The organism is Bacillus yunxiaonensis (assembly GCF_037104695.1).
Lineage (GTDB): Bacteria > Bacillota > Bacilli > Bacillales > Bacillaceae_G > Bacillus_A > Bacillus_A yunxiaonensis.
Genome location: NZ_JBAWSV010000004.1, coordinates 12,752 through 37,210, shown reverse-complemented (window position 1 = coordinate 37,210; position 24,459 = coordinate 12,752). Strand labels below are relative to the sequence as shown.

The window sequence follows — 24,459 nt, the reverse complement described above, 5'->3', positions numbered from 1 at the left end:
TAAGATAACATAAGAAAGTCATGCCGGCAGAAATGGGGGTCTTACCGCTCACGAATAGCGGAATAAAGTGAAACTTTAATCAGTGGGGGTTTTGTTTTCTTCATCCCCACTGATTATTAGTTGAACCAATCGGGCTTTTACGGGCAGTTTATCTCCCGCCTTACTTCTTTGCTTTCGCTGAATTTTGCGATGGGAGTATTACTGCCCGTTAATGCGGGATAAATACGTTCTACTTTTCCATTAGCCAAAACATTACTAAAAAACTATGTTCGCTACTGAATAAAAATCACAAATCTTTCTACAAAAATTGTATTGATAATTTTCTTTAAAATTATTTTCTAATCATCGTTCTCTATACTATTTCTTCTTTTTATTAACTTCTATTAATTTACACAACTATTTGTTCAAACTATCATAGAATATTACGTCTAAAAAATATGATCCTTTCTATAAAAGAGTTGGGAGCTTTATTACAAAAATAAAGTGAAACTTCCATCAGTGTTCCCCACTGATGGAAAGCGGAATAAAAATAGATAATTTAACATTTCTTTACTTCTAATCTAGCACCTACACCTCCTTCTACTACTCTTCATCTCTCAATCAATAAAAATTAACAATCAATTCTAAATTTTATCTTTTTTCCTATTATACTTTGTTATATTGTTGTATAATATTTTTGAAAGCGTTTATTATTTTAATATACATAATTTAAAACGTTTTTATTTGAACATTCATATATTTCAGACTATTTTCCAACAGGTGATACATTTCCATATTATCCCTAAAAATCATTCGCATCTATGTTATGTAGCAATTTTTTCACATCCATTTACTAGATAATAGGAATAATCCTCTGGGTGATAAGTAATTGTGAATGTTTTTGTACAAAACAGATAAGTAATAACGTTTTGTATTATGTAAATTATCGTAATAACATAAGAAATATAAAATGAATTGCACTCGTTACTATTTCATTCATATTGAAAGAAACAGCCTAACGAGTAGGAGGTTTAGTCAAATGACGAGTAAGAATACAAATACAAACAACCCGTGGGCTAAGTTCCATGGTCCTAACCTTGGCTATGTCATTGAACAGTACGATCGTTATGTAGCTCAGGCAGGTTCTGTTGATCCGGAGTTAGAAGAGCTTTTTGCAAGATGGGGCGCTCCTCCTTTTCATGCAGATTTTACAAATGTAAACAGTAATGTCTCTAATTTTTCTTCTCAAAACAATACAGATATAGAAAAAGTTCTAAAAGCTGCAAAGGTTTTAGAAAATATTCGTTCATACGGTCACCTATCTGCGCACATTAATCCGCTGGAGGAAAAAATGGATGGGCAGTTTTCTTTAGAGGGACTAGGCGAAAATGATTTGAAAGCGATTTCAGCAAAAATGGTTTGGGCAAACGCACCTGCGGATGTTCCAACAGCATTTGATGCCGTTAATAGATTAAAAGATGTTTATTCAAAATCTTTAGCTTATGAGTTCGCTCATGTACACGATAGCGAAGAACGTGCGTGGCTGCAAGAAATGGTGGAATCAACTTCTCTGTATCATCCATTATCAAACGAAAAACGAATTGCAGTCTTAAAACGATTAACAGCAGTCGAAGGTTTCGAGCAATTTTTGCATAAGACATTTGTCGGTCAAAAACGCTTTTCTATAGAAGGAGTTGACATGCTTGTCCCTATGCTTGATGAAATTATTTCTGAAGGTGCTAAGGGCGGCGTGAAAGATATTATGATTGGTATGGCTCACCGCGGACGTCTCAGTGTGCTTGCTCATACATTGGAAAAACCTTATAGTCACATGTTTACTGAATTTAAGCATTCAGCACCGATGCAAGGCAAGAACAATGTCGGCTGGACGGGAGATGTGAAGTATCATTTAGGTAAAGAGCAATTCATTGACTCTGATGGTGCTCTTACTCGAGTTACTTTAGCTAATAACCCAAGTCACTTAGAATTTGTCGACCCAGTTGTTGAAGGTTTTGCTCGTGCTGCTCAAGAGAATCGTGAGCAAGCAGGTTATCCAGCACAAGATGTTTCTAAATCTTTCGCAATTTTAGTACACGGTGATGCTGCGTTCCCTGGTCAAGGTATCGTACCTGAGACGCTGAACTTAAGCAGACTGAAAGGTTATCAAACAGGCGGCACAATTCATATTATCGCCAATAACGCAGTAGGATTCACAACTGATAGTTCTGATTCTCGTTCTACAAGATATTCTAGTGACCTTGCGAAAGGCTTTGATATTCCGATTGTGCACGTAAATGCTGATGACCCTGAAGCTTGTCTGATTGCAGCTACTCTTGCTTTCCAATACCGTACGCTGTTCAAAAAGGATTTCCTAATTGACTTAATCGGATATCGCCGCTTTGGTCATAACGAAATGGATGATCCAGCAGTTACACAACCGAAAGTATATAAAAAAGTTAGCAAGCATCCTACTGTAAGAGCTTTATATGCTGAAGAGTTACAAACAAAAGGCATTCTAAATGCTGAAGAAGTAGAAACAATTACACAATTTGTGCAAGAGCATTTGAAAGCTGAATATAATCAAGTTTCTTCAGATAAAAAAGAAGTAAGTGCTAATATTCCAGTTCCAGAAGTAGTTGCAAATGGAATTCCACAAATGATGACAGGTGTTCCATTAGAAACACTTCAAGAACTAAATACTAGTCTTCTGCAATGGCCGGAAGGTTTTAACGTATATCCAAAGTTGAAAAAAATTCTTGAACGCCGTGAGAGCGCATTTAAAGATGGTGGTAAACTAGAATGGGCAAATGCCGAAGCGTTAGCGTTTGCTTCGATTTTACAAGACGGTACGCCAATTCGTCTAACAGGACAGGATTCAGAGCGCGGTACATTCGCACAGCGTCACGTTGTACTACATGATACAGAAACGAACGAAACATATTCACCAATGCATCGTCTACCACAAGCACGCGCTTCCTTCGCGGTTCATAATAGTCCGCTTTCTGAAGCTGCTGTTGTAGGATTTGAGTATGGCTATAACGTATTTTCTCCTGAAACACTTACAATGTGGGAAGCTCAATACGGAGATTTCTCTAACACAGCTCAAGCATTGTTCGATCAATTCGTTTCAGCAGGAAGAGCAAAATGGGGACAAAAATCTGGACTTGTCCTACTCCTTCCTCACGGTTATGAAGGGCAAGGTCCTGAGCATTCCAGCGCTCGTCCAGAACGTTTCTTACAGCTTGCTGCAGAGAATAACTGGACAGTTGCAAACTTAACAAGTGCAGCACAATATTTCCATATTCTGCGCCGCCAAGCAGCAAGTCTTGGAACAGACTTTGTAAGACCATTAGTTATTATGACGCCAAAGAGCTTGTTACGTCATCCACTTACATCTTCACCTGCTTCTGAGCTAAGTGAAGGCAGCTTCAAAACGGTTGTAGAGCAACCAAACCTTGGAACAGAAACAAGTAAAGTGAAGCGTCTTGTATTATCTACAGGTAAAATGGCAATCGACTTAGCAGTTGATGTTGAATCTAACAAACAAGAGCATACGTTAGATGAAGTGCATATCGTTCGCGTTGAACAGCTGTATCCATTCCCTAAAGAGAAAATCCAAGCAATCGCTGAGCGTTATGAAAACTTGGAAGAAATCGTATGGGTACAAGAAGAGCCAAGAAATATGGGCGCTTGGCATTATATCGCACCAATTTTATTCGAGCTTGCTTCTGGTAATATGAAAGTGAACTATATCGGACGTCCAGATCGTTCAAGTCCATCAGGCGGCGATCCACATGTTCATAGAAAAGAGCAAGAGTTAATTATTAATCAAACACTTAATATCAATTTCAAGTTACAAGAAGAAAAAGACTTCGTTCACAATAAGTAATCAAGTATTCCCATGAATGGGGGGCATTCCCCCATTCATGTTTAGAGAAGATTATCACAAAACATATCAAATCAATTGTTAGGCAAATAGGGGAGGACATTTAAAATGATCGAAATTAAAGTACCTGAGCTTGCAGAATCTATTACAGAAGGAACTATTTCACAATGGCTTATCAACGTAGGTGAAAAAGTTGAGAAAGGCGCAAGCGTTGTTGAGCTTGAAACAGATAAAGTCAATGTAGAAATCATTGCAGAAGATTCAGGTATTGTATCACAACTACTAGGTGAACCTGGGGATACAGTTGAAATTGGTGATATTATTGCAATTTTAGATGCAAACGGAACTGCAGTAAGTACACCTGCTCCAGCAGAACCAAAACAAGAAGTTACTGAAGCACCAAAAGCTGAGGCTCCAAGTGCGGCGCCAAATAAAGCACCGATGCAAGGTCTTCCAAATACAGACCGCCCTATCGCATCACCTGCTGCTAGAAAAATGGCACGTGAATTAGGAATCGACTTAAATGAAGTACGCAGCACTGATCCACTTGGCCGTGTAAGACCGCATGATGTACAAGCACATGCTGCTGCACCAAAAGAACAACCAAAACAAGAAAAACAAAGTCCAAAACCAGCTGCAACTACTGAGTTTGAGAAACCAGTTGAGCGCGTAAAAATGTCCCGCCGCCGTCAAACAATTGCAAATCGTCTTGTAGAAGTTCAACAAACGGCTGCAATGTTAACAACATTTAACGAAGTTGATATGACAGCTATCATGGAATTACGTAAAGAACGTAAAGATGCATTTGAAAAGAAACATGATGTTCGTCTTGGCTTCATGTCATTCTTCACAAAAGCAGTTGTAGCAGCATTAAAACAATTCCCATTATTAAATGCTGAAATTCAAGGTGATGAGCTTATCATCAAGAAATTCTATGATATCGGAATCGCTGTAGCAGCTCCAGATGGATTAGTTGTTCCTGTTGTACGTGATGCAAATCAATTAAACTTCGCTGAAATTGAGAGCGAAATTAGCAATCTTGGTAAAAAAGCTCGTGATAACAAACTTACACTGAAAGAACTACAAGGTGGAACATTCACAATTACAAACGGAGGCGTGTTCGGTTCTCTTATGTCAACACCAATCCTAAACAGCCCACAAGTAGGTATTCTTGGTATGCATAAAATCCAAGTAAGACCAGTTGCGATTGATGCAGAACGCATGGAAAATCGTCCAATGATGTACCTTGCTCTATCTTATGACCACCGCATCGTAGATGGAAAAGAGGCTGTTAGCTTCCTTGTTGCGGTTAAAGAAATGCTTGAAGATCCAAAATCATTATTATTAGAAGGTTGATCATTATAGATTGTAGAACCCCCTTGCAAATGCAAGGGGGTTTTCTTAATTTCTACCCCCATAAGAAGGTGCCGTTAAAACAAACAAAACATTTACCATATCTTCAGTTTCATTTTTAAACTTGTGCTTCATAAAAGGGGGAATTCGAATGACATCTCCTTCTTGTAAAACATACTCTTCCCCCTCAAGTACAACACAAGCTGTTCCTCTCATGATAATGGCAATCTCCTCTTTATTGTGCTTGTAGTGGCTTTCTGTCGTTTGTGAATTTGGATTTAAATCCATCATTAATATTTCTACATTTGCTTTCATAAAATCTGGAGTTAATATATCGTAGACAATATGTTCATTATTCGAACGATACACCTTTTTTCGTTCCTCTTTTCTAACAATCAATGATTCATGGTCAATATCATTTACAAATAATGTGAACAGCGGTACATTTAACGCTTTTGCAATAATTTTTAATACATTTAATGACGGATTTGCAATTCCTCTTTCTAATTGACTAATTAAAGATGTACTTATGCCTGCTATTTCCGAAAATTCTCGTATACTATATCCCTTACTTTTTCTATATTCTAAAATTGTATTCCCTAAACTATAGTTTGACATCATACAGCTCCCGATCGATTTTATTATTTTAGTACAAATATACGATTACCGTTTAACATACTAAACATCGTCTTAATATATTGAACGCTACACTCTCTGTTATATATACTATGATTAGTTAATTATAATAAACATTGTACAAAATAATAAACACTATATTTCCAAACTTTGAATAAATAGGAGGACTTCACTTTGAATCAACCACGCGCTCTTTTACTTTATTTTTTATTATTTTTCGGAGTTTTTGCTCTTTCAACATCAGCTATATTTGTAAAACTTTCTAGCGCTCCTGCACCTGTTATAGCCTTTTATCGGATGCTGTTCTCTACTATCCTTATATTACCTATGTTCTATTTTAATAAAAATGCTATACAGGAAATTAGACATTTAACAAAAAAACAATGGATGCTAGGTAGCCTGTCTGGAGTTTTTCTTGCTATTCATTATATACTTTGGTTTGAATCTTTACGTTTTACATCTGTAGCAAGCTCAACTGTACTTGTTACACTTCAACCCTTATTCGCCTTCGTTGGAGGGTACTTCCTTTTTGGAGAAAGATTAAGAGGCCTTGCAATTGGAGGCGGAATATTTGCTGTTGCTGGTAGTTTTGTAATTGGCTGGGGAGATTTCAAAATCGGCGGTACAGCCTTATTTGGCGACATTCTTGCCTTGCTCGGAGCTGCTATGATAACAGCTTATTTCTTAATCGGACAACATTTAAGAAAAAGTTTATCCCTATTCCCTTATACCTTTATTGGTTATGCAACTAGTTCCTTATTCCTATTTGGATATTCGTTTACTCTGGGATATCCTCTAACAGGTCACTCATCATATGACTGGCTATGGTTCTTTTGTTTAGCATTTATTTCAACATTACTTGGGCAAACCATTTTTAATTGGCTCATTAAATGGCTCAATACTTCAACGATCTCAATGAGTATATTAGGTGAACCAGTTGGGACATGTGTATTAGCTTATTTTATTCTGCATGAGGTAGTTACTGTTCAGCAATTGGTAGGGTCTAGTATTATATTAACGGGTATCTTTTTATTCTTAATGTACAATAAACCTGTAAAGTTAGAAAACAAAACGAGACATACAAAAATAACAGTAGACTAACACTAAGAAATTATCGTAATCTACTACTTATAAACTAACATATAGACAAGGTGACAAAATGGAATTAGGAAACTTCTTTTTTAATACGCTTATTACAACCTTTATACAGCTAGCTTCGTTAGTAGGATGCATTATTTTAGTTGGACTTTTATTAGGATATTTAGAAAATCGTTCGCGAACATATTGGACAAAGGCCTTTGGAAGAAACGGATTCCTACTTACCTCATGGATTGGAACACCCATTCATGAATTTGGGCATGCCTTTATGTGCATCTTATTTCGGCATAAAATCGTGGGTATTCAATGGTTTCCAACGAATACAAATAATGGGTATTTAGGATATGTACAGCACGAATATAATCCGAAAAGTATCTATCAAAAAATAGGTAATTTTTTCATCGGTGTTGCCCCTATTTTTTCAGGAATTGCAGCGCTAGTTGGCTTAATGTATTGTCTTATCCCCCACTCATACTCGGTATTTATGAATGGTATTGAAACAAATATTGAACCAAACGGCGCTATGAGTGATATGATCAAACACACTGTATTATCTTCTATCCTATTATTAAAAAGTATTTTTACTATTAGTAATCTATTAAATCCTTACTTTTGGATATTTCTTATCCTAGCAATTTGCATCTCTACACATATTGCCTTAAGTAAACCTGACATACAAGGTGCATTAGATGGACTGATTACAATCTTCTTGCTCCTATTTCTCTTTAACGTTATAGGAGGCCTTCTTCACTTTGATAGTCATACAATTATCGCAAATATAGCGAAGTATAATGCTTACTTCCTTGCTTTTTCTAGCATCGCTATTTTATTTTCTTGCGTCACTCTTGCCATCAGCTATATTCTTTACCGGATAAAGTGAAACTTCCATCAGTGGAGGTTTTCTTCATCTCCACTGATGGAAAGCCTGCCCAATCGTACTTTTACGGGCAGTTATCCCCCACCTATCTTTCTCGTTTTTCTTTGAATCTTGAGGTGGGGGTCTTACTGCCCACGAATAGCGGGATAAAACGTAAATGCATCTAGCTAGATATTCACACACTAAAAAATAAGAGGAATTGCCCTACATCTGACCCTTTTAGATTAGATGTAGGGCAATTTTTTTCATGTTTTGACAAGCAGCAGTGCGATATACCTGTCCCTGTCCCCCCTATTGACCGCAATAATTGCAGCGCCCCTTCCTTTTGTAATAATAGAAAATTGTAGCCACTCCTAACGCGATTCCCCAAATTGGAAATAACAAGAGAGGCGTTGATGCTCCCCAATTCTGAAAGTTGCTGCTAAAAGAGAAATCAAGGGCGATCTGAATACCGGCAACGGTTAACATTATGGAGACAAATCCAGCAGGAATGATGGCCAAAGCAGGAGGTACGCGCTTCCCAGCCAAAAACGGAATCCAACGAGGAAAGATTTCTCCCCACGGCTTTATAAGTCCACGGGTAAGAATGGCTCCACTAATCGATACCAAAGCTAGGCCTGCTCCAGCCCATACAGCCCCTGAATCTTGAAGACTTTGAAATAATTCCTTTGTAATTCCTAGAGGTATTCCCAACAGCCATGCAATGCGGGTAATATCGTAATAAGCAGGAGCAAGGATTGCAACATAGGTTACTAATCTTCCCCAGCGCGCCATAGAATTGGAAGCCATCGAACGCTTCGTGCCATTTTTATGCCCACAATATCTGCAAGCATCTCTGGATTGACGTTGAAAGGACAAGACCGTCGCTGCCCATAGCCCCCCTCCTACAAGACAAATAAATTGATTTACCACCGGCCATGTCATGTGATCGAAATAATGTAACGATAGCCCGAAAAGAGTCCCAATCAAGCAAATAGGAGCATAAGCTACTAACATAATTGGGCGGGTATCCGGGATTGTAAAGCAAAGAATCATCGCGACGCTCCAAGCATAAAAAATGAGAATCGTTCGGATAAAACCACGCACTTTGAACTTAAACATAAAAAGCACTACCACACCCAAAAAACAAAGAATAGCAATGACTGGCCCTGCATCAGTAGCTGTAACATGTCTAAAAACTGAATGTAACGCATTCGGATCGTTCATCAAGCCTAATGGAAAACCTAAGCCTCCAAGCGACCAATACACCCCCAACGTACCATAAATGAGAGTCCAAATGATTGCTGCATATCGAACCCATTCTGGCCAAAGTCTCCACCAGCGAAACAATGTATGTTTTGCTCCAGTCATCTTGGGATGAGATGCAGTATTCAAATTTACAGGATCCATGAAGATCACAACTCCTTATATGATATTTCTTTTAGTATATGGTGCGCTAGTAAACAGGAGGTAAACGGACGATAAATTTCACCTTAAATTTGCGCCAATAATAATCTAATCGACAGAGAAGTCCCTTCGTTCGGCTTACTGATGACGATTAATTTTCCACCATGGGCTTCAATTAGTTGCTTGGCGATAGACAGTCCCAAGCCCGAGCGTTCGGAGGGTATTATTACGGCATCACTTTTAACAAACGACTCACTAAATCCAATCCCGTTATCTTTAATCTGAATTTCCGCCATCCGGTCATAAAGCTGCGAAATACAAATCACAATCTCGGTGCCTTCTGGATTATGAACGACTGCATTGACAAGTAAATTACGGATAGCGCGTGTCAACAGCTTTGGATCGCAAGTTACAAAAATTTGTTCTGGCTCCGAATCCATCATGAACAGATGACCGGCCGCCCAAGGTGCACTACTGACATCCGCCATTGCTCTGCGTACGAGTTCAACTGTATCCACTTCCTCGACCTTTAGAGGAATCTGGCCTTGAATCGTTTCATTGAGATCTTGCACCATTTCTTTTAGGTGAGCCGATTTCTGTTGAATGATAGACAAGAATTCCCTCTGTTCCGTTTCACTCCATTGATACTCCGTATTTATCAGCATGGTGGAATAACAGGATATGTAAGTTAATGGTGTTTTTAAATCATGCGATATACCTCGAATCCATTCTTGTTTCGCTTGTTCCGACTCCCGCAACTCTTTTTCGTTTTTTTGGAGTGTGCTCCCAAGCATCCGTAAATGCTCGAACACTTCCTTATAGACTGCATATGGAAATTTCAACGTTCCGCTTTTACGAGAGTGGATCTCATCCCAGCGTATAGGAAAATCATATTGACCGTTTGCCAAACGTCTAATCCAAACAATAATGAAATAAATTGGCTTCCCAAGATACCACCCAATCAGAAGCAGAGTCAGAAGAAAAAGTAGGGCGCACACCACCAATACATAAAGCGTAAAGATGTCTGAACTGTTTCCATCCGTGATTGTTTGTGGCCAAAAAAGCCAGGCCGTCCCAATGACAATTATTTGAATACAAACAAACAGAAAAAAGAAGGCCATTAGCAGTTGCAATGCTATGCGAAGCATAAAGTTCATTGTTCTAACCTCCTGCGGGTGGAACAAATTTATATCCAATTCCTCTCAAGGTAACAATCAATTTTGGGTTAGACGGATCAACCTCAAGCTTCTTTCTGAGTCTGGAGATGTGGATAACGACTGTTTTCTCATCCCCTTGCACCATTGTCCCCCACACTTGTTCATATAATTGCTGGGCTGTAAATACCTGATTTGGATGCTTACAAAAATAGAGAAGTAGTTCGAGTTCTTTGGCCGGACAAGGAGTATCTACATTGTTAACAATCAGTTGTCCGGTAGTACGGCTAACCGAAAAAGTATTATATTGATACAAATCCTCAGCGCTTACAACATCAGACGCATAGAGAGTGCTCCGTCTCAAATGTGCCTGAATTCGTGCAATAACTTCCATCGGATTGAACGGTTTGGTTACATAATCGTCCCCGCCTAAATACAGCCCCTGCAACTTATCCAGATCACTGGAACGGGCGCTAAGAAATAGAATAGGGGTTTTTATGGTTTTACGTAACTCCATACACAAGGAGAATCCGTCCATATCAGGAAGCATGATATCAAGCACAATTATATCGAAGCGTGTTGTTCGAACAGCCATGAGTGCATCAGCAGCGGAACTTGCTTTAGTAACATGGATATACCCTTCTTTTCGAAGAAGATTCTCAAGCATAGTTAAAATGCCTTCCTCGTCATCTACCACTAATATCGCTTCATTCCGCATGACTTCAACCACCTTTGTAATAAGATATACTAAACATTGAATCTTCAAGATTTCGGACAATTTCTGATAGCTTAATAATGATAATCACCTTCCCAATCAGAACTGTTACAGAGCCACCATAGAGCCAAGAACTAGGGAATCATTCTTGGATATGCAACCTACGAACGGAGTCCACGAAAGACCGAGGCTAGACAACCAGGGCTTTTTTCAGGCCCCCACTTCAAAACGTGTTAGCGTTTAAGTGGTTATAGTTTACATAATTTTACATATAAACATACGAAGGAAATATAACCTAAGGCTAAAGAAGAGTAGTAGAAGTTAGTATTCTATTATTTTGTCATTGTAATAATATAACCTTATCAAGATTAAAGAGGTAATACGAATTGATTTTAGAAGAATATAAAAAACATGCATCAGAGCAGGAAGATTGGGCACTAGGATGGGAAGCAATTTCAGAAATAAAGCATCTCTTGAAAAAAGAGATGCTTTATTCTGCCCTTCTTGCTGCCTGCTGCAATGGATCCCACACACTGTTGTAAGGAGGAGAGTAACTTAAGTCTACGTCTTCTAAATCATGAATCGACATTTTATGGAACAGTGCCATCGCCAGTACATCTACTCTTTTATCCACACCCTGCTCTCCTATAAACTGTCCGCCTAGCACTTGCTGTGTGTCTGTTCGATACAATAATTTCACATGCAGTGGTTTCTTACTTGGATAGTACCCCGCTATGTTTGTCGCATCAATTTTTACAATTTCATATGGTACTTGCAATTGTTTTGCCTCTTTTTCGTTCAAACCCGTTCTTCCTAAAGTTATATCCATAAATTTCATAATCGCTGTTCCGACAATCCCTTTAAACGCTCTTCGTTTATTAACCATATTCAATCCTGCAATTCTCCCTTGTTTATTTGCCGTTGTTCCAAGCGGGATATGGTCATGTTTTTCTTTTATAATGTGGTACTGCGTAGCACAGTCTCCTGCCGCATAAATGTCCTCTATATTTGTTTGCATATAAGCGTTAACTTGGATAGCGCCTTTTGGGTTTCTGATTATTTCTGTTCCTTCTAGAAAATCAGTATTTGGTTTGACTCCAACTGATACTAAAACAAGATCTGTTTTGTACGTTCCTTTATCTGTTTCCACAGATTCAACATGCTCTTTTCCTTGAAACGATTTCACATTTTCATTTGTAAGTATCTCAATGTTATGTTTTTTTGCTTCTTCATGAATATATGCTGCCATATCCTCATCGAAAACAGTACCTATATATTGATTTCGCTCAATCATACGTACTTTTTTACCGAGTTCAACAAATGTTTCTGCCATTTCGAGACCAATTGCCCCGCCGCCAATTATCGTAACATGTTCAACTTTCTGATTATGAAGTGTCTCCATAATTCGCTTTGCATCCGGAATCGTTTTTAATACATGAACCCCTTGTAACTTACTCCCCCTCCAGTCCGGCATAATCGGATGCACTCCCGTTGCAATTAATAAACGATCGTATTCATATTCGAACGGTTGTGATGTTTGCGTATGTATGCCGCACACTTTTTTACTTGCTGGATCTACACGTGTCACTTCATGATATACTTTAGCATCAATATGATACTTGTTCCGAAATATATCAACGTCTCTGGCAATTAGTTTTTCAGTAGACTCAATCACTCCGCTAATCGCATAAGGAAGACCGCACTGTGCATACGAATATATCTCGCCCTTTTCTAAGGTTATTACACTTGCTTCTTTGTCATTCCGAATAATTTGCATAGCAGCACTCATTCCGGCTGCATCTCCGCCTATAATAACGTACTTCACCGTATCACTCCTTCTATCCTCATCTATCGTTTACATTTCCCATTTTCTTCATTTATCAGTCATTTTTTGCATTCTTCATTAACATTGTGAGCTCTTTTTTAATAGCATTTTATACAAACATTCCCCCTCAACCATTCTCCCTGTATCTTCAAATCCAATACTTTCATACAGTTGTTTTGCAACTAGATTTTTCGGTGCAAAAGATAAAAAAATTTCATTACAATTAGCATCTTTTCTCAGCTCTTCTATTACATGTAATAGCGCTGTCCTCCCGTAACCTTTTCCTTGATATTTATGATCTATCATGAGTCTACATATTTCAAAAAAGTTATGTTGTTCACAATATCCATACATTGTAAATCCGACCATTGTTTCATCGCTGTATATTCCCTTTGTAATCCAGCCTTTTTGAACTTTTGACTGTGCCAATGATAAAGCATTTGAAGCTACAAACTCTTCACAAACGAAATGTTTGTCTTCTTTATTTGTCGTTAGGAATATACATTCTATCCAATTCTCATTCGTAATATCTCGCAAACTTATACTCATTCCATGCTCACTCTTTCTTCTTTAATCTACAACGTTATATATTTCTACAAACAAAAACACTTCTCCTATAAGAGAAGCGTTTCTTTACATAATCAAATACCACACCAAAACCTCTCCTACCACAATCAAAACAGCACCAAAAATCATAAGCGTCGTCTTCTTCAGCAACTCATTTTCCCGGAATGGAATGTTACACAAATAAGCGCCAAGCGTAATTCGTGATGGACAAGCAATTGTAGCAAAAGAAGAACTTGTATTTTGCACCGTTGTGACAAATTGCCACGGAAGTCCTACATTTTGCGCTGTCTGCATTTGTAATTTAATAAACATCGCATTTGACCCAGCATTACTTCCTGTTAAAAAACCACCAACACCCCCGATAAATGGTGCAACGAAAACAAACATCATTCCAAATGCGTGACCGGCTGCTTCCGCTAATAACATATGCATACCTGATGCACCCATTAGTTCCGAAATGGCAATAAACATAGTCGTTGTAATCGCAAATGGGATCCATTGTTTTACTGTTTGCTGCAATGACTGCTTTATTATAATAGAAGGAACTCGGAAGAAAATAATGGTAAATAAACACGTAATCCCAAGCCAAAACCCTGGTGAATACAATAATTCAAGTTTATAAGAGTATGATGGCAGGTTAATAACAGCATATGATTGTAACGCACTATGTAACGATGGAACTAAGCGAGAGAGTAATATACAGACTGTCAAAAATAAATACGGGCTAATAATCTTTACAATAGAAACTTCTTGCTGCTCGGCAGCTGCATGTTCTGAGTATACTTCCTTCTGTTGCCTTGCCGTCATTTTAATGATGATAAACCCAAATGTTATCGTTACAATTGCACTTAAAATCCCAGCTAATTCAACACTCACATATGCATTGGACAAATAAATAGATAACGAGAATAATAGAAAAAACCCCATTGCTTCTTTCCATTTTTGTACCACTGCAGACCAGCCGCCAACTATATATAAAGAAAGCATGATAAAATACGCAAATATCGGGATACTTAATAGCGCCGTACCAGATCCAAGTTGTACTAAAGGCATACCAATAAGCCCTGATCCAATAATTGTTCCAGTTGCCATCGCTCCCCATGAGCTTGCTAATAAACCGATAAACGAAAGTAAAACTGCTTGAAACGGCTTATAACCAAGCGAAAGAAAAATAGGAGCCGCCACCATAAAGCCAATTCCAAATCCGCTTACCGATTCAATAAGAGGACAAATCCCAAAACACATAAGCATCATTTGCAATAAACGGTCATGTGTAACATGTTCCATAAAGCGAGCAACTTGATTGATATACCCCATTTTATTCATAAGGTGAAATAAAAAAATACCGAAAAACAAAACATATCCAACGATAAAACAAATTAAACCACCTTTAATTGTTGCATGGACAACCTCACCAATTTGCAATCGAAACGCCGGTGTTAATAAAACGATTCCAATACATACAACATAAGAAATTAATGAGGCTTTAAGCGATGTTTGCTTGCATACAAATAAACAAATAAAAATCATCATAATTGGAATAAGAGCCAGCAATACTGCCATACAATCATCTCATTTCTTTGAAGATACAATTGTATTTATTATATAATAGAAGAAAGAATTTTCAATTAATTCGAATTCCTTTTTACCAGCAATAATACAAAAAAGAAGCTGCCTTAATAGCAGCCTCTCCCTTCTATCCCGCTATTCGCGGGCAGTAACATCCCCCCCACTGACGAAAGTTTCACTTTATTTCACAGCAGCAATGAGCTCACGAATTTCATCTTGTTTTTCATTTTCTAACAGCTCAATCACTTTACTCCCAACGACAACTCCGTCGCATACTCTAATCATTTCTTCTATTTGCTCCGTTGTTGATATGCCAAATCCTGCAACAACCGGAAGCTGAACATTCGCTTTCACCTTTTCTAAATAAGTTTGCAATTCTTGCTCGAAGTCACGTCGTACCCCAGTTACACCCGCTACTGTAACAGCATATACAAATCCTTGTGATTCGCTTGTAATCTTTTGAACTCGTTCAATCGAACTTGTTATTGTTACAAGCGGAATAAGAGCAATCTGTGCCTCACGTAGCAATGGTGCAATTATATCTTGTTCTTCATACGGAAGATCTGGAACGATAATCCCATCGACGCCTGCTTCGATGCAGCGCCCGATAAAACGTTCTTTCCCGAATGCTAAAATAGGATTGAAATATGTCATTAAGACAAATGGAACTTGCACTTCTGTTCTCACTTCCGCTAGTGCTTGGAAAATTCCTTCTAACGTTGTTCCATTATCTAATGCGCGTTTTCCTGCCCTTTGAATCGTTGGTCCGTCTGCAACTGGATCAGAAAAAGGAATTCCAATTTCAACAATGCTTGCCCCGGCTTCATCTAAGAAACGAATTTGTTCTTGTAAATCGCCATCTCCTCCCATTACGTATGGGATAAATGCTTTTTTTCCATTTTGAAACGCTGCAGTAATTCTTTCTACTCCCATCAATTACACCTCTTCCATATAACGTTTTATACTTTCTACATCTTTATCTCCACGCCCTGATAGACAAATGACAAGCCCCTCATCACTTTTCATAGCCTGCGCTAGTTTAAGTGCATACGCCACTGCATGTGAGCTCTCTAACGCTGGTATAATTCCTTCTTTTTTCGTTAACAGCTGAAAAGCATGCAGCGCTTCTTCATCTGTTATTGAATGATAAGATACACGGCCAATGTCTTTTAATAAACTATGCTCCGGACCAACCCCTGGGTAATCCAGCCCTGCTGAAATGGAGTGTGCTTCTTGAATTTGTCCCTCTTCATTTTGCAAAAGATACATCATAGATCCGTGCAGAACACCAACGCTTCCTTTCGTTAATGTTGCCGCATGCTTCTCTGTATGAACCCCTTTCCCTGCTGCTTCTACGCCGTAAAGAGCAACTTCTTCATCTTGTACAAATGGATAAAACATTCCCATCGCATTACTGCCGCCGCCAATGCAAGCTACAACTGCCTCTGGTAATTTCCCCTCTAACTTCGTATATTGTTTCTTCGTTTCCTTACCAATCACACTTTGAAAATCGCGTACGATTTGCGGAAACGGATGTGGACCAAGAACAGATCCCATTACGTAGTGCGTATCATGTACATGTGCAACCCAATAGCGAAGTGCCTCATTTACTGCATCCTTTAATGTCCCGCTTCCTGCTGCGACGCTTTCAACTTTCGCACCTAATAATTCCATCCGAAAAACATTTAACTTTTGGCGTTTTACATCCTCTTCTCCCATAAAAATAACACACTCTAAACCGAGCAGGGCACATACAGTTGCTGTTGCTACCCCGTGCTGCCCAGCACCAGTTTCAGCTACAACTTTTTTCTTACCCATTCGCACCGCAAGAAGCGCTTGCCCAATTGTGTTATTAATTTTATGAGCTCCTGTATGATTTAAATCTTCTCGCTTTAAATAAATTTTGGCTCCGCCGCAATACTTCGTAAGATTTTCCGCAAAATACAGAGGTGTTTCTCTCCCGACATATGTTTGTAAATAATGCTCTAACTCTTGCCCAAACGCTTCATCTTGCATTGCTTCTTTATATGCTTCTTCTAACTCTAAAACAGACTGCATTAACGTTTCTGGAACGTAACGTCCTCCATAAATCCCGTAATGACCTTTTTCATCTGGATATGCATATTTCATCTGTAACACTCCTTCGCTTTTGTTATAAATTTTTTTATTTTCTCGATATCTTTTTTACCATCTGTTTCAACACCACTGCTCACGTCAACCATATATGGCTGAACGATTTCAATCGCTTCTGTAATATTTTCAAGGTGTAATCCACCAGCTAATATACATTTTTTTTCAATGATATTTGACCGTAATAACTCCCATGAAAATGTTTTGCCATTTCCACCATGAAACTTTTCTTTTGGACTATCAAATAATATAAAATCAGTTTCATATTCTTGTGCTCGTTTTATATCTTCGCTCGAACTTACACCAACCGCTTTTATAGACGGAATATTCAATCTCCTAATATGATGATTTTCCTCATCCCCATGCAGTTGTACATGTGTTAAACCACAATATGTTGCAATTTTCTGAATCACGTCGATTGATTCATTTACGAAAACGCCAACTTTCATCACATTCACCGGAAGCTCTTCAATAATTTGTTTTGCTTTCTCTGGGGTAATTTCCCGCTTACTTTTCGCAAACACAAATCCAATGGCATGGGCGCCGTATTCACAGGCAATTCTTGCTGTTTCTACATCGGTAATACCACAAATCTTTACTTTCATATCGTCACCTTCAGCGATTGAAAAAAGTCTCCGACAGACGGTGCTGTCATGAATGCTTCTCCGACAAGAATTCCTTTTGCGCCAGCTTGCTTAACACGTACAATATCTTCTTTCGTATGAACACCGCTCTCGCTAATCCAAAGTACGTTTTGTTCATTTAACCGCTCCCCGAGCCGTTCTGTTATACGTAAATCCACTTCAAATGTTTTCAAGTTTCGATTGTTTACTCCAATGACATCAGGATTTAACTCTAATGCTGTTTCTAACTCCTCTTCATTATGAATCTCTACAATCGCTTCTAAGCCGAGCTCTTTTACATACGCATATAGCTCAAATAATTTTTCTTTTGTTAATGCAGCAACAATGAGTAAAATAAGATTTGCTCCCGCATCATATGCCCGGTCAATCTGGATTCTATCAATGATAAAGTCTTTACATAAAAGCGGTACATTCGTATGTGCCCTTGCCGTTTCTAAATCATGAAAAGAGCCCTTAAAAAAATGACCATCTGTTAAAACAGAGATTGCCCCTGCACCATTTGTTTCATAGAGCTGAGCTTGTTTAGCAACATCAACATGTAAATTGATATCTCCTTTAGACGGTGAAGCACGTTTTATTTCTGCGATTACAGTAAATTGCTGCAGCGCTTCTACAAGAGAACATGATTTACGCATTTTCTTCGCTGGTGTATATGTTTCATATAACACCGCTACTTCTTTCCTTTTTTGCTCGATAATTTTCGTTAAAATCGTTTCCATTTAGTTCACCCTCTCTAGCTTTTGATTACTTGCCGCGATTAATAAATTTAATTTCTCTAACGCCTTTCCCGAATCAATACTATGAGCCGCTAAGCGAATACCATCTTTAATTGTTTCTGCCTTTCCGTTTGCAAAAAGAGCAAGCCCTGCATTGAATAACACTGTATCACGGTATACGCTATCTTCTCCTCGCAAGACATTTAATGTAATATTGGCATTTTCCTTTGCATTTCCGCCTCTAATCGCTTCATTTTTCACACGTGAAAATCCATACTCTTCTGGGGAAATACTTACTTCGATAATCTTGTTATCTTTTAAAATTGCTGCGTGATTTTCTCCTTGCAAAGATGCTTCATCTAAAAACCCACTCCCATTTACAACAATTGCTTGTTTTCTCCCAAGCTTTTGCAATACCTTTGCTACCGGAAGCAACATCTCTCGTTTGTAAATACCGACGAACTGCGTTTCTAACTCAATTGGATTTGTAAGTGGCCCAATCAAATTAAAGATTGTTGGAACATTTAATTCTTTTCTTACTTTCATAATGCGGCGCAGTGCTGGATGCATCGCCGGTGCAAATAGAAAGGCAATCCCGACTGACTCTAACAAATAATCAATTTGCTTTGGTGTACATGCAATATTGACACCGAGTTCCTCTAATAAATCCGCACTTCCCGTTTTACTAGAAACGGCACGGTTACCGTGTTTCGCAACTTTTACACCGGCACCAGCAAGTACAAAGGCTGATGTTGTGCTAATATTAAATGTTTGCGCCCCATCTCCGCCCGTTCCGCAATTGTCCATCGCACCTACAATATGATGAGAAAATGGCAATGCTTTTTCACGAAGAGCGCGAACAAGGCCGTATATTTCATCCGCCGTTTCTCCCTTTGCTTTTAACAATGCTAAAAAAGCAGCAATCTCACTTTCTAAAATATCTTCGCTTAATAACGCAATCCCCGCTTCATACATTTCATGTTCCGTTAAATTCTGCCTCTCTACTAATTTTCGAAGATAGCGATTCATACTCTCTCCACCTCTTTCACATTAGATAAAAATGCCTGTATTAATTTCCCGCCTTCTTCAGTTGCAATTGATTCCGGATGAAACTGCAATCCGAAAAGTGGATAATAATTATGACGAACTGCCATGATTTCTCGGTCATCCATCGCTGTAGCTAATACATCAAAACAATTAGGAAGAGTATGCTGCTTTGCTACGAGTGAATGGTAACGCATCGCTGTCAGCGGCTGTTTTACATATGAGAATATCGATGTACCATTATGTTTCACAAGTGACGTTTTTCCGTGTTTAATCCGCTCTGCCTGCACAATTTCTCCGCCGAAAGCAGTAACAATCGCTTGATGTCCAAGACAAATACCAAGAATCGGAATACTTTTATAAAAATGTTGAATCACTTCAATACAAATCCCTGCATCTTCTGGTCTTCCAGGTCCTGGCGAAAGAATAATTGCTTGTGGCTTCATTTCCTCCAACTCTTTGACTGTGACCTTATCATTACGCAGCACAACGATGTTCTCTGCGCTGGAACCTAACAATTGATACAAGTTATATGTGAATGAATCATAATTATCAATAAGGACAATCATTTCATTACCTCCAAGAGCGCTTTTGCTTTATTTAATGTTTCTTCATATTCTGCTACGGGATTCGAATCATACACAATACCAGCCCCCGCCTGTACATATGCTTTTTCATCTTTTACAACCATTGTTCGTATCGCAAGTGCCATATCCATGTTCCCCGAGAAAGCAATATAGCCAACTGCTCCGGCATACACATTTCGTTTTTCCGTCTCTAATTCATTTATAATTTCCATTGCCCTAATTTTGGGAGCTCCTGATACAGTTCCTGCCGGTAAGCAATGCGCTAACGCATCAAAGCAGTTCATATTTTTTCGCAATGTTCCGGAAACTTCAGATACAATATGCATCACATGCGAATACTTCTCGATTTTCATATATTTATCTAATTGAACTGAACTAATCTCACTCACCCGGCCAATATCATTACGCCCTAAATCTACAAGCATCATATGTTCCGCCCGTTCCTTCTCGTTTGCAAGCAACTCTTTCGCTATCTTTTCATCCTCTTCTTTCGTTTTTCCGCGTGGCCTTGTTCCTGCAATTGGATTCGTCATAACCTTTTCATCTCGTACAGAAAGCAAACTTTCCGGTGAAGAACCGAGTACAACATAATCTTGAAAATCAATATAAAACATATAAGGAGATGGATTCGCGGTGCGAAGCCGGCGATATAACGCAAATGGGTTCCCTGCAAAATCACTTTGCAAACGCTGTGATAGCACAACTTGAAAGATGTCTCCTGCCCGAATATGTTCCTTTGCCTGTTCAACCATTTCGTAAAACTTTTCTTCTGTTACAGAAGATGTAAATGATAAAGAAGTACACAGCTCTTTCACATGTTCTTCTGATTCATGTAACAATTTCTGTTTATATACTTGCAGCTGCTCATAAACTTCTTCATACGAGTCCGTATCATCGCCTTGGTACACATATACAAACGATAGCTTTTGTCGCAGATGATCATATACAACAAACATACGATAAAGCAGCACATGCACTTCTGGAATATTTAATGGGTCAGACAACATTTCTCCAATATCTTCGTATTGCCGAATGACATCATAGCCAATATAGCCAACTGCTCCTCCGCAAAACGGAAATGGACTCTCGACTTGATTTGGTGCAAGTATTCTTTCCAGTTCCTTTAATACGTTTCCGTTTACCTTTTCCGTCACACCATTTATCGTAATCTCTACTTCCTTGCCAATACTTTTGATTTCACCGTAAGGATCACACCCTAAATAGGAATAACGCCCTTTATCTTGATGAAGCTGCGAGCTTTCGAGTAAAAATTTTTTCTCACCTTTCATACGGCGATATAACGCAATAGGTGTCAAACTATCTCCTTCTTCTTCTTGAATAACAAGAAAGGTTCTCCCTTGTTGTTTTCGCATCATAAATTGGTCTTTCGTTATCATCACTGTCACCTCTCTGCCTAAAATAAAAAAGTCCCCTGCATATGGAAATATGCAGAGGACGATAAATTTACCGCGGTACCACCTCTTGTTGGATGCAAAGCATCCCGCTTTTTCAGGTACAATATTATACCCAATCCTTGTAACGGCGGAACCCGGGTTGCCTACTTATCGTTCAGCATACCTCTCGTAAGCCCATTCCGTACTTGGCACCGCACCGGGCTCTCACCTACCCCCGGCTCTCTGGAACGTCTCCAATGTACGTACTCTTCTTACTCATCGATTTATCATATTCATTTTTTTCTATACAAAAAGGGAGTACTCATCCTATAAAAAGGACGGGTACTCCCGTGGTGCCACCTTAATTCGTTACAAAAGTAACGCACTTTTCCGTATCGAAATACAATACGTGTCTCTTGTAACGATGAGATCTTTTCGCCAAAGCCTACTTCTTTCGTTTCGGTTTGGAAGCTCCGAAGCCCATTCCATATTACTTTCATACTGATTCGCACCAACCATCAGCTCTCTGCCATGTCCGTAATATGTACTCTTCTTCATCAACGCTCACGTTTTTAAATTTGAACTCATTATATGCTTTTCTTTTTTTAGAAGTCAACACTTTCCGAAAAAAATTTTTTATCCATACGTTAAATATTATATTGACAAAATATCTCATCTTTATGTAAAAATAATAAATACTCTATAAAAATAGCTGTTTATTGTCAGAAGATTTTATATCACAAAAATAAAATACCATCAAAAAACACTTACATTTCTGAAAATTCTTATTTGTGTATGGAATTTTATACATAATTATGCTAGATTATAGTTATGGGGTACATCAAAAGATACTACTTACGAAAGGGGACTTACATGAATACACAGATTTTAATTTCAATTTCGATCTATATGATCGGGATGTTAGTAATTGGCTACATTGCCTACAAACGAACATCAAACTTAACAGATTATATGCTTGGCGGGCGTACATTAGGTCCCGCAGTAACAGCACTAAGTGCAGGCGCTGCTGATATGAGCGGATGGCTGTTAATGGGGTTACCCGGTGCTATGTTTGCAACAGGTCTAAGCAGCAGTTGGATTGCGATTGGCTTAACACTCGGCGCTTACGCAAACTGGCTATACGTCGCTCCTCGCTTACGTACCTACTCTGAACTGGCAAACAACTCGATTACAATTCCAGAATTTTTAGAACATCGTTTCCATGACAAATCTCATATGCTACGCCTTGTTTCCGGACTTGTTATTATGATTTTCTTTACATTTTATGTAGCTTCGGGATTAGTTTCAGGCGCTGTTCTATTTCGTAATACATTTGGAATGGACTATCATATGGGACTTTTCATCGTTGCCGCTGTTGTTGTAGCTTATACGTTATTCGGTGGTTTCTTAGCTGTAAGTTGGACAGACTTCGTGCAAGGGATTATTATGGTTGTCGCACTCGTTTTAGTTCCAATTGTAACAATTATGCATGTAAATGGTCTTGGACCAGCATTTCATACCATTCGCTCTATCGACCCAACATTATTAAATATTTTTAAAGGTACTTCTGTACTCGGCATTATTTCTTTATTCGCTTGGGGTCTTGGTTATGTTGGACAACCTCATATTATCGTTCGCTTTATGGCGATTTCATCTGTAAACGAATTAAAAAGTGCTCGCCGCATCGGAATGAGCTGGATGATTTTCTCTATCGTCGGTGCTATGTTTACTGGACTAATCGGGATTGCATATTATGCTGACATGGGCAAAAAATTAGCAGATCCAGAAACGATTTTCCTTGAGCTTGGAAATATTTTATTCCACCCACTCATTACCGGCTTTTTATTAGCTGCCATTTTAGCAGCAATTATGAGTACCATTTCTTCACAGCTTCTTGTTACATCAAGTGCTGTCACAGAAGATTTATACCGAACATTTTTCCGCCGTTCTGCAACGGATCGCGAACTTGTTTTTGTAGGACGTATGGCCGTTCTTGTCATTGCGTTAATTGCAAGTGGACTTGCCTTTAAACAAAATGGCACAATTTTAGCACTTGTTGGTTACGCTTGGGCAGGTTTTGGTTCTTCATTTGGACCAGTCATTTTATTAAGCTTATACTGGAAGCGAATGACGAAATGGGGCGCTCTTGCTGGTATGATTGCCGGGGCAACAACTGTTATTACGTGGACACAATTTCAATTTTTAAAAGATATGTTATATGAAATGATTCCTGGTTTCGCTGCTAGTTTACTTGCTATTATCATTGTAAGTCTATTAACAAAGCCAGCAGAAAACGTTCAAAAAGACTTTGAAGAATTCGAAAAAATAGCTTCTTAATCTCAGAAAAAAAAATCCCTGCCTCTATGATATAGCAGCAGGGATTTTTTTCTCGCTTACATACTGAATTTTCTGGAAATTAACAAATTCTTTATGTTATCTTAAATTAAGCCTAACATTTTTTATGTATAGTATAACTAAAGACATTATACAGAAGGGAGACCGCTCACATGTTATCATCATTTCGCCTACAAAAACACTTTACAACTTCTTCATATGCTAAAACACAAACAGATACACCTCATATTAAACTTGTTCCTTCTGTTGTGCCGGTCATCGGCGTACAACTAAACAAAGCTAAATTAAAGCTAAAAACTGGACAACGTGCAGAACTCACAGCAACTGTTCTTCCTTCTCTAGCAAGTAACCAAGAGCTAATTTGGACGAGCATGAATCCTGACATTGTAGAGCTTAATACCGTAAAGCATAAAACAACTGTAACAGGAAAACAAGCTGGACGAGCTGTTATTATTGTCACAACTGCAGAAGGAAAATTTCGTGATTTATGTATCGTCCACGTTCAGTCGTACATGACACAACCAAAATAAAGTGAAACTTCCAA

The 24,459-nt window shown here is 38.5% G+C and carries 20 protein-coding genes and 2 other annotated features; of the genes, 6 read left to right on the top strand and 14 right to left on the bottom strand.

Annotation, left to right across the window (positions count from 1 at the left end; translation table 11 throughout):
• The first annotated feature begins 1,018 nt into the window (after window positions 1-1,018).
• Together WAX78_RS12340 and odhB are read left to right on the top strand one after the other, a co-directional pair.
• On the top strand, window positions 1,019-3,868 hold the full coding sequence (locus WAX78_RS12340; protein ID WP_336482563.1) for a 2-oxoglutarate dehydrogenase E1 component: 2,850 nt from the start codon (window positions 1,019-1,021) through the stop codon (window positions 3,866-3,868).
• Window positions 3,869-3,973: 105 nt separating this feature from the next.
• Window positions 3,974-5,221: a 2-oxoglutarate dehydrogenase complex dihydrolipoyllysine-residue succinyltransferase gene (gene odhB / locus WAX78_RS12335; protein ID WP_336482562.1), complete on the top strand. Its 1,248-nt coding sequence runs from the start codon at window positions 3,974-3,976 to the stop codon at window positions 5,219-5,221.
• Window positions 5,222-5,266: 45 nt separating this feature from the next.
• Here the strand turns inward: odhB and WAX78_RS12330 are convergent, their stop codons facing one another.
• Window positions 5,267-5,836, bottom strand: a complete 570-nt coding sequence (locus WAX78_RS12330) for a helix-turn-helix domain-containing protein (RefSeq protein ID WP_336482561.1) — start codon at window positions 5,834-5,836, stop codon at window positions 5,267-5,269.
• Window positions 5,837-6,028: 192 nt separating this feature from the next.
• Here WAX78_RS12330 and WAX78_RS12325 point away from each other — a divergent pair, with 192 nt between their 5' ends.
• Window positions 6,029-6,955 (top strand): DMT family transporter, encoded by a 927-nt coding sequence (locus WAX78_RS12325; RefSeq protein ID WP_336482560.1) that lies wholly within the window; start codon window positions 6,029-6,031, stop codon window positions 6,953-6,955.
• 58 nt (window positions 6,956-7,013) lie between these two features.
• Window positions 7,014-7,832, top strand: coding sequence for a hypothetical protein (locus WAX78_RS12320; RefSeq protein ID WP_336482559.1), 819 nt, complete (start codon window positions 7,014-7,016; stop codon window positions 7,830-7,832).
• A 288-nt stretch (window positions 7,833-8,120) separates the two neighbouring features.
• On the opposite strand, the gene WAX78_RS12315 is transcribed toward WAX78_RS12320, so the two are convergent.
• From WAX78_RS12315 to trpE, 13 genes are all read right to left on the bottom strand, one after another.
• Entirely contained in the window at window positions 8,121-9,218 is a 1,098-nt protein-coding gene (locus WAX78_RS12315; RefSeq protein ID WP_336482558.1) for a hypothetical protein, read from the bottom strand.
• An 83-nt stretch (window positions 9,219-9,301) separates the two neighbouring features.
• The gene (locus tag WAX78_RS12310) at window positions 9,302-10,372 is read right to left on the bottom strand and encodes a sensor histidine kinase (protein ID WP_336482557.1); all 1,071 of its coding nucleotides are present in this window, start codon (window positions 10,370-10,372) and stop codon (window positions 9,302-9,304) included.
• Between the two features lie 4 nt (window positions 10,373-10,376).
• A complete protein-coding gene (locus WAX78_RS12305; RefSeq protein WP_336482556.1) occupies window positions 10,377-11,087 on the bottom strand; it encodes a response regulator transcription factor in 711 nt (236 codons plus the stop codon).
• A 487-nt stretch (window positions 11,088-11,574) separates the two neighbouring features.
• A complete protein-coding gene (locus tag WAX78_RS12300) occupies window positions 11,575-12,909 on the bottom strand; it encodes an FAD-dependent oxidoreductase (RefSeq protein ID WP_336482555.1) in 1,335 nt (444 codons plus the stop codon).
• A gap of 78 nt (window positions 12,910-12,987) precedes the next feature.
• Complete coding sequence (locus WAX78_RS12295; RefSeq protein ID WP_336482554.1) at window positions 12,988-13,458, bottom strand: GNAT family N-acetyltransferase; 471 nt, start codon at window positions 13,456-13,458, stop codon at window positions 12,988-12,990.
• 84 nt (window positions 13,459-13,542) lie between these two features.
• Window positions 13,543-15,039, bottom strand: coding sequence for an L-lactate permease (locus WAX78_RS12290; RefSeq protein ID WP_336482553.1), 1,497 nt, complete (start codon window positions 15,037-15,039; stop codon window positions 13,543-13,545).
• A 186-nt stretch (window positions 15,040-15,225) separates the two neighbouring features.
• Window positions 15,226-15,978: a tryptophan synthase subunit alpha gene (gene trpA / locus WAX78_RS12285; RefSeq protein WP_336482552.1), complete on the bottom strand. Its 753-nt coding sequence runs from the start codon at window positions 15,976-15,978 to the stop codon at window positions 15,226-15,228.
• Window positions 15,979-15,981: 3 nt separating this feature from the next.
• Window positions 15,982-17,175, bottom strand: coding sequence for a tryptophan synthase subunit beta (gene trpB / locus WAX78_RS12280; protein WP_336482551.1), 1,194 nt, complete (start codon window positions 17,173-17,175; stop codon window positions 15,982-15,984).
• Window positions 17,172-17,780: a phosphoribosylanthranilate isomerase gene (locus tag WAX78_RS12275; RefSeq protein ID WP_336482550.1), complete on the bottom strand. Its 609-nt coding sequence runs from the start codon at window positions 17,778-17,780 to the stop codon at window positions 17,172-17,174. The genes trpB and WAX78_RS12275 overlap by 4 nt, the downstream gene beginning before the upstream one ends.
• Window positions 17,777-18,538, bottom strand: coding sequence for an indole-3-glycerol phosphate synthase TrpC (trpC, locus tag WAX78_RS12270; protein WP_336482549.1), 762 nt, complete (start codon window positions 18,536-18,538; stop codon window positions 17,777-17,779). The genes WAX78_RS12275 and trpC overlap by 4 nt, the downstream gene beginning before the upstream one ends.
• Window positions 18,539-19,564, bottom strand: a complete 1,026-nt coding sequence (gene trpD / locus WAX78_RS12265; RefSeq protein WP_336482548.1) for an anthranilate phosphoribosyltransferase — start codon at window positions 19,562-19,564, stop codon at window positions 18,539-18,541.
• Complete coding sequence (locus WAX78_RS12260; protein ID WP_336482547.1) at window positions 19,561-20,148, bottom strand: anthranilate synthase component II; 588 nt, start codon at window positions 20,146-20,148, stop codon at window positions 19,561-19,563. Before WAX78_RS12260 ends, trpD begins: the two co-directional genes overlap by 4 nt.
• On the bottom strand, window positions 20,145-21,563 hold the full coding sequence (gene trpE, locus WAX78_RS12255; RefSeq protein WP_336482546.1) for an anthranilate synthase component I: 1,419 nt from the start codon (window positions 21,561-21,563) through the stop codon (window positions 20,145-20,147). Before trpE ends, WAX78_RS12260 begins: the two co-directional genes overlap by 4 nt.
• 51 nt (window positions 21,564-21,614) lie before the next feature.
• Window positions 21,615-21,849 (bottom strand) — a binding site (T-box leader).
• A gap of 42 nt (window positions 21,850-21,891) precedes the next feature.
• Window positions 21,892-22,130 (bottom strand) — a binding site (T-box leader).
• Between the two features lie 303 nt (window positions 22,131-22,433).
• On the opposite strand from trpE, the gene putP reads away from it, so the two are divergent.
• Together putP and WAX78_RS12245 are read left to right on the top strand one after the other, a co-directional pair.
• The gene (gene putP, locus WAX78_RS12250) at window positions 22,434-23,897 is read left to right on the top strand and encodes a sodium/proline symporter PutP (RefSeq protein ID WP_336482545.1); all 1,464 of its coding nucleotides are present in this window, start codon (window positions 22,434-22,436) and stop codon (window positions 23,895-23,897) included.
• A 170-nt stretch (window positions 23,898-24,067) separates the two neighbouring features.
• Complete coding sequence (locus WAX78_RS12245; protein ID WP_336482544.1) at window positions 24,068-24,445, top strand: Ig-like domain-containing protein; 378 nt, start codon at window positions 24,068-24,070, stop codon at window positions 24,443-24,445.
• The last annotated feature ends 14 nt before the right edge of the window (window positions 24,446-24,459 follow it).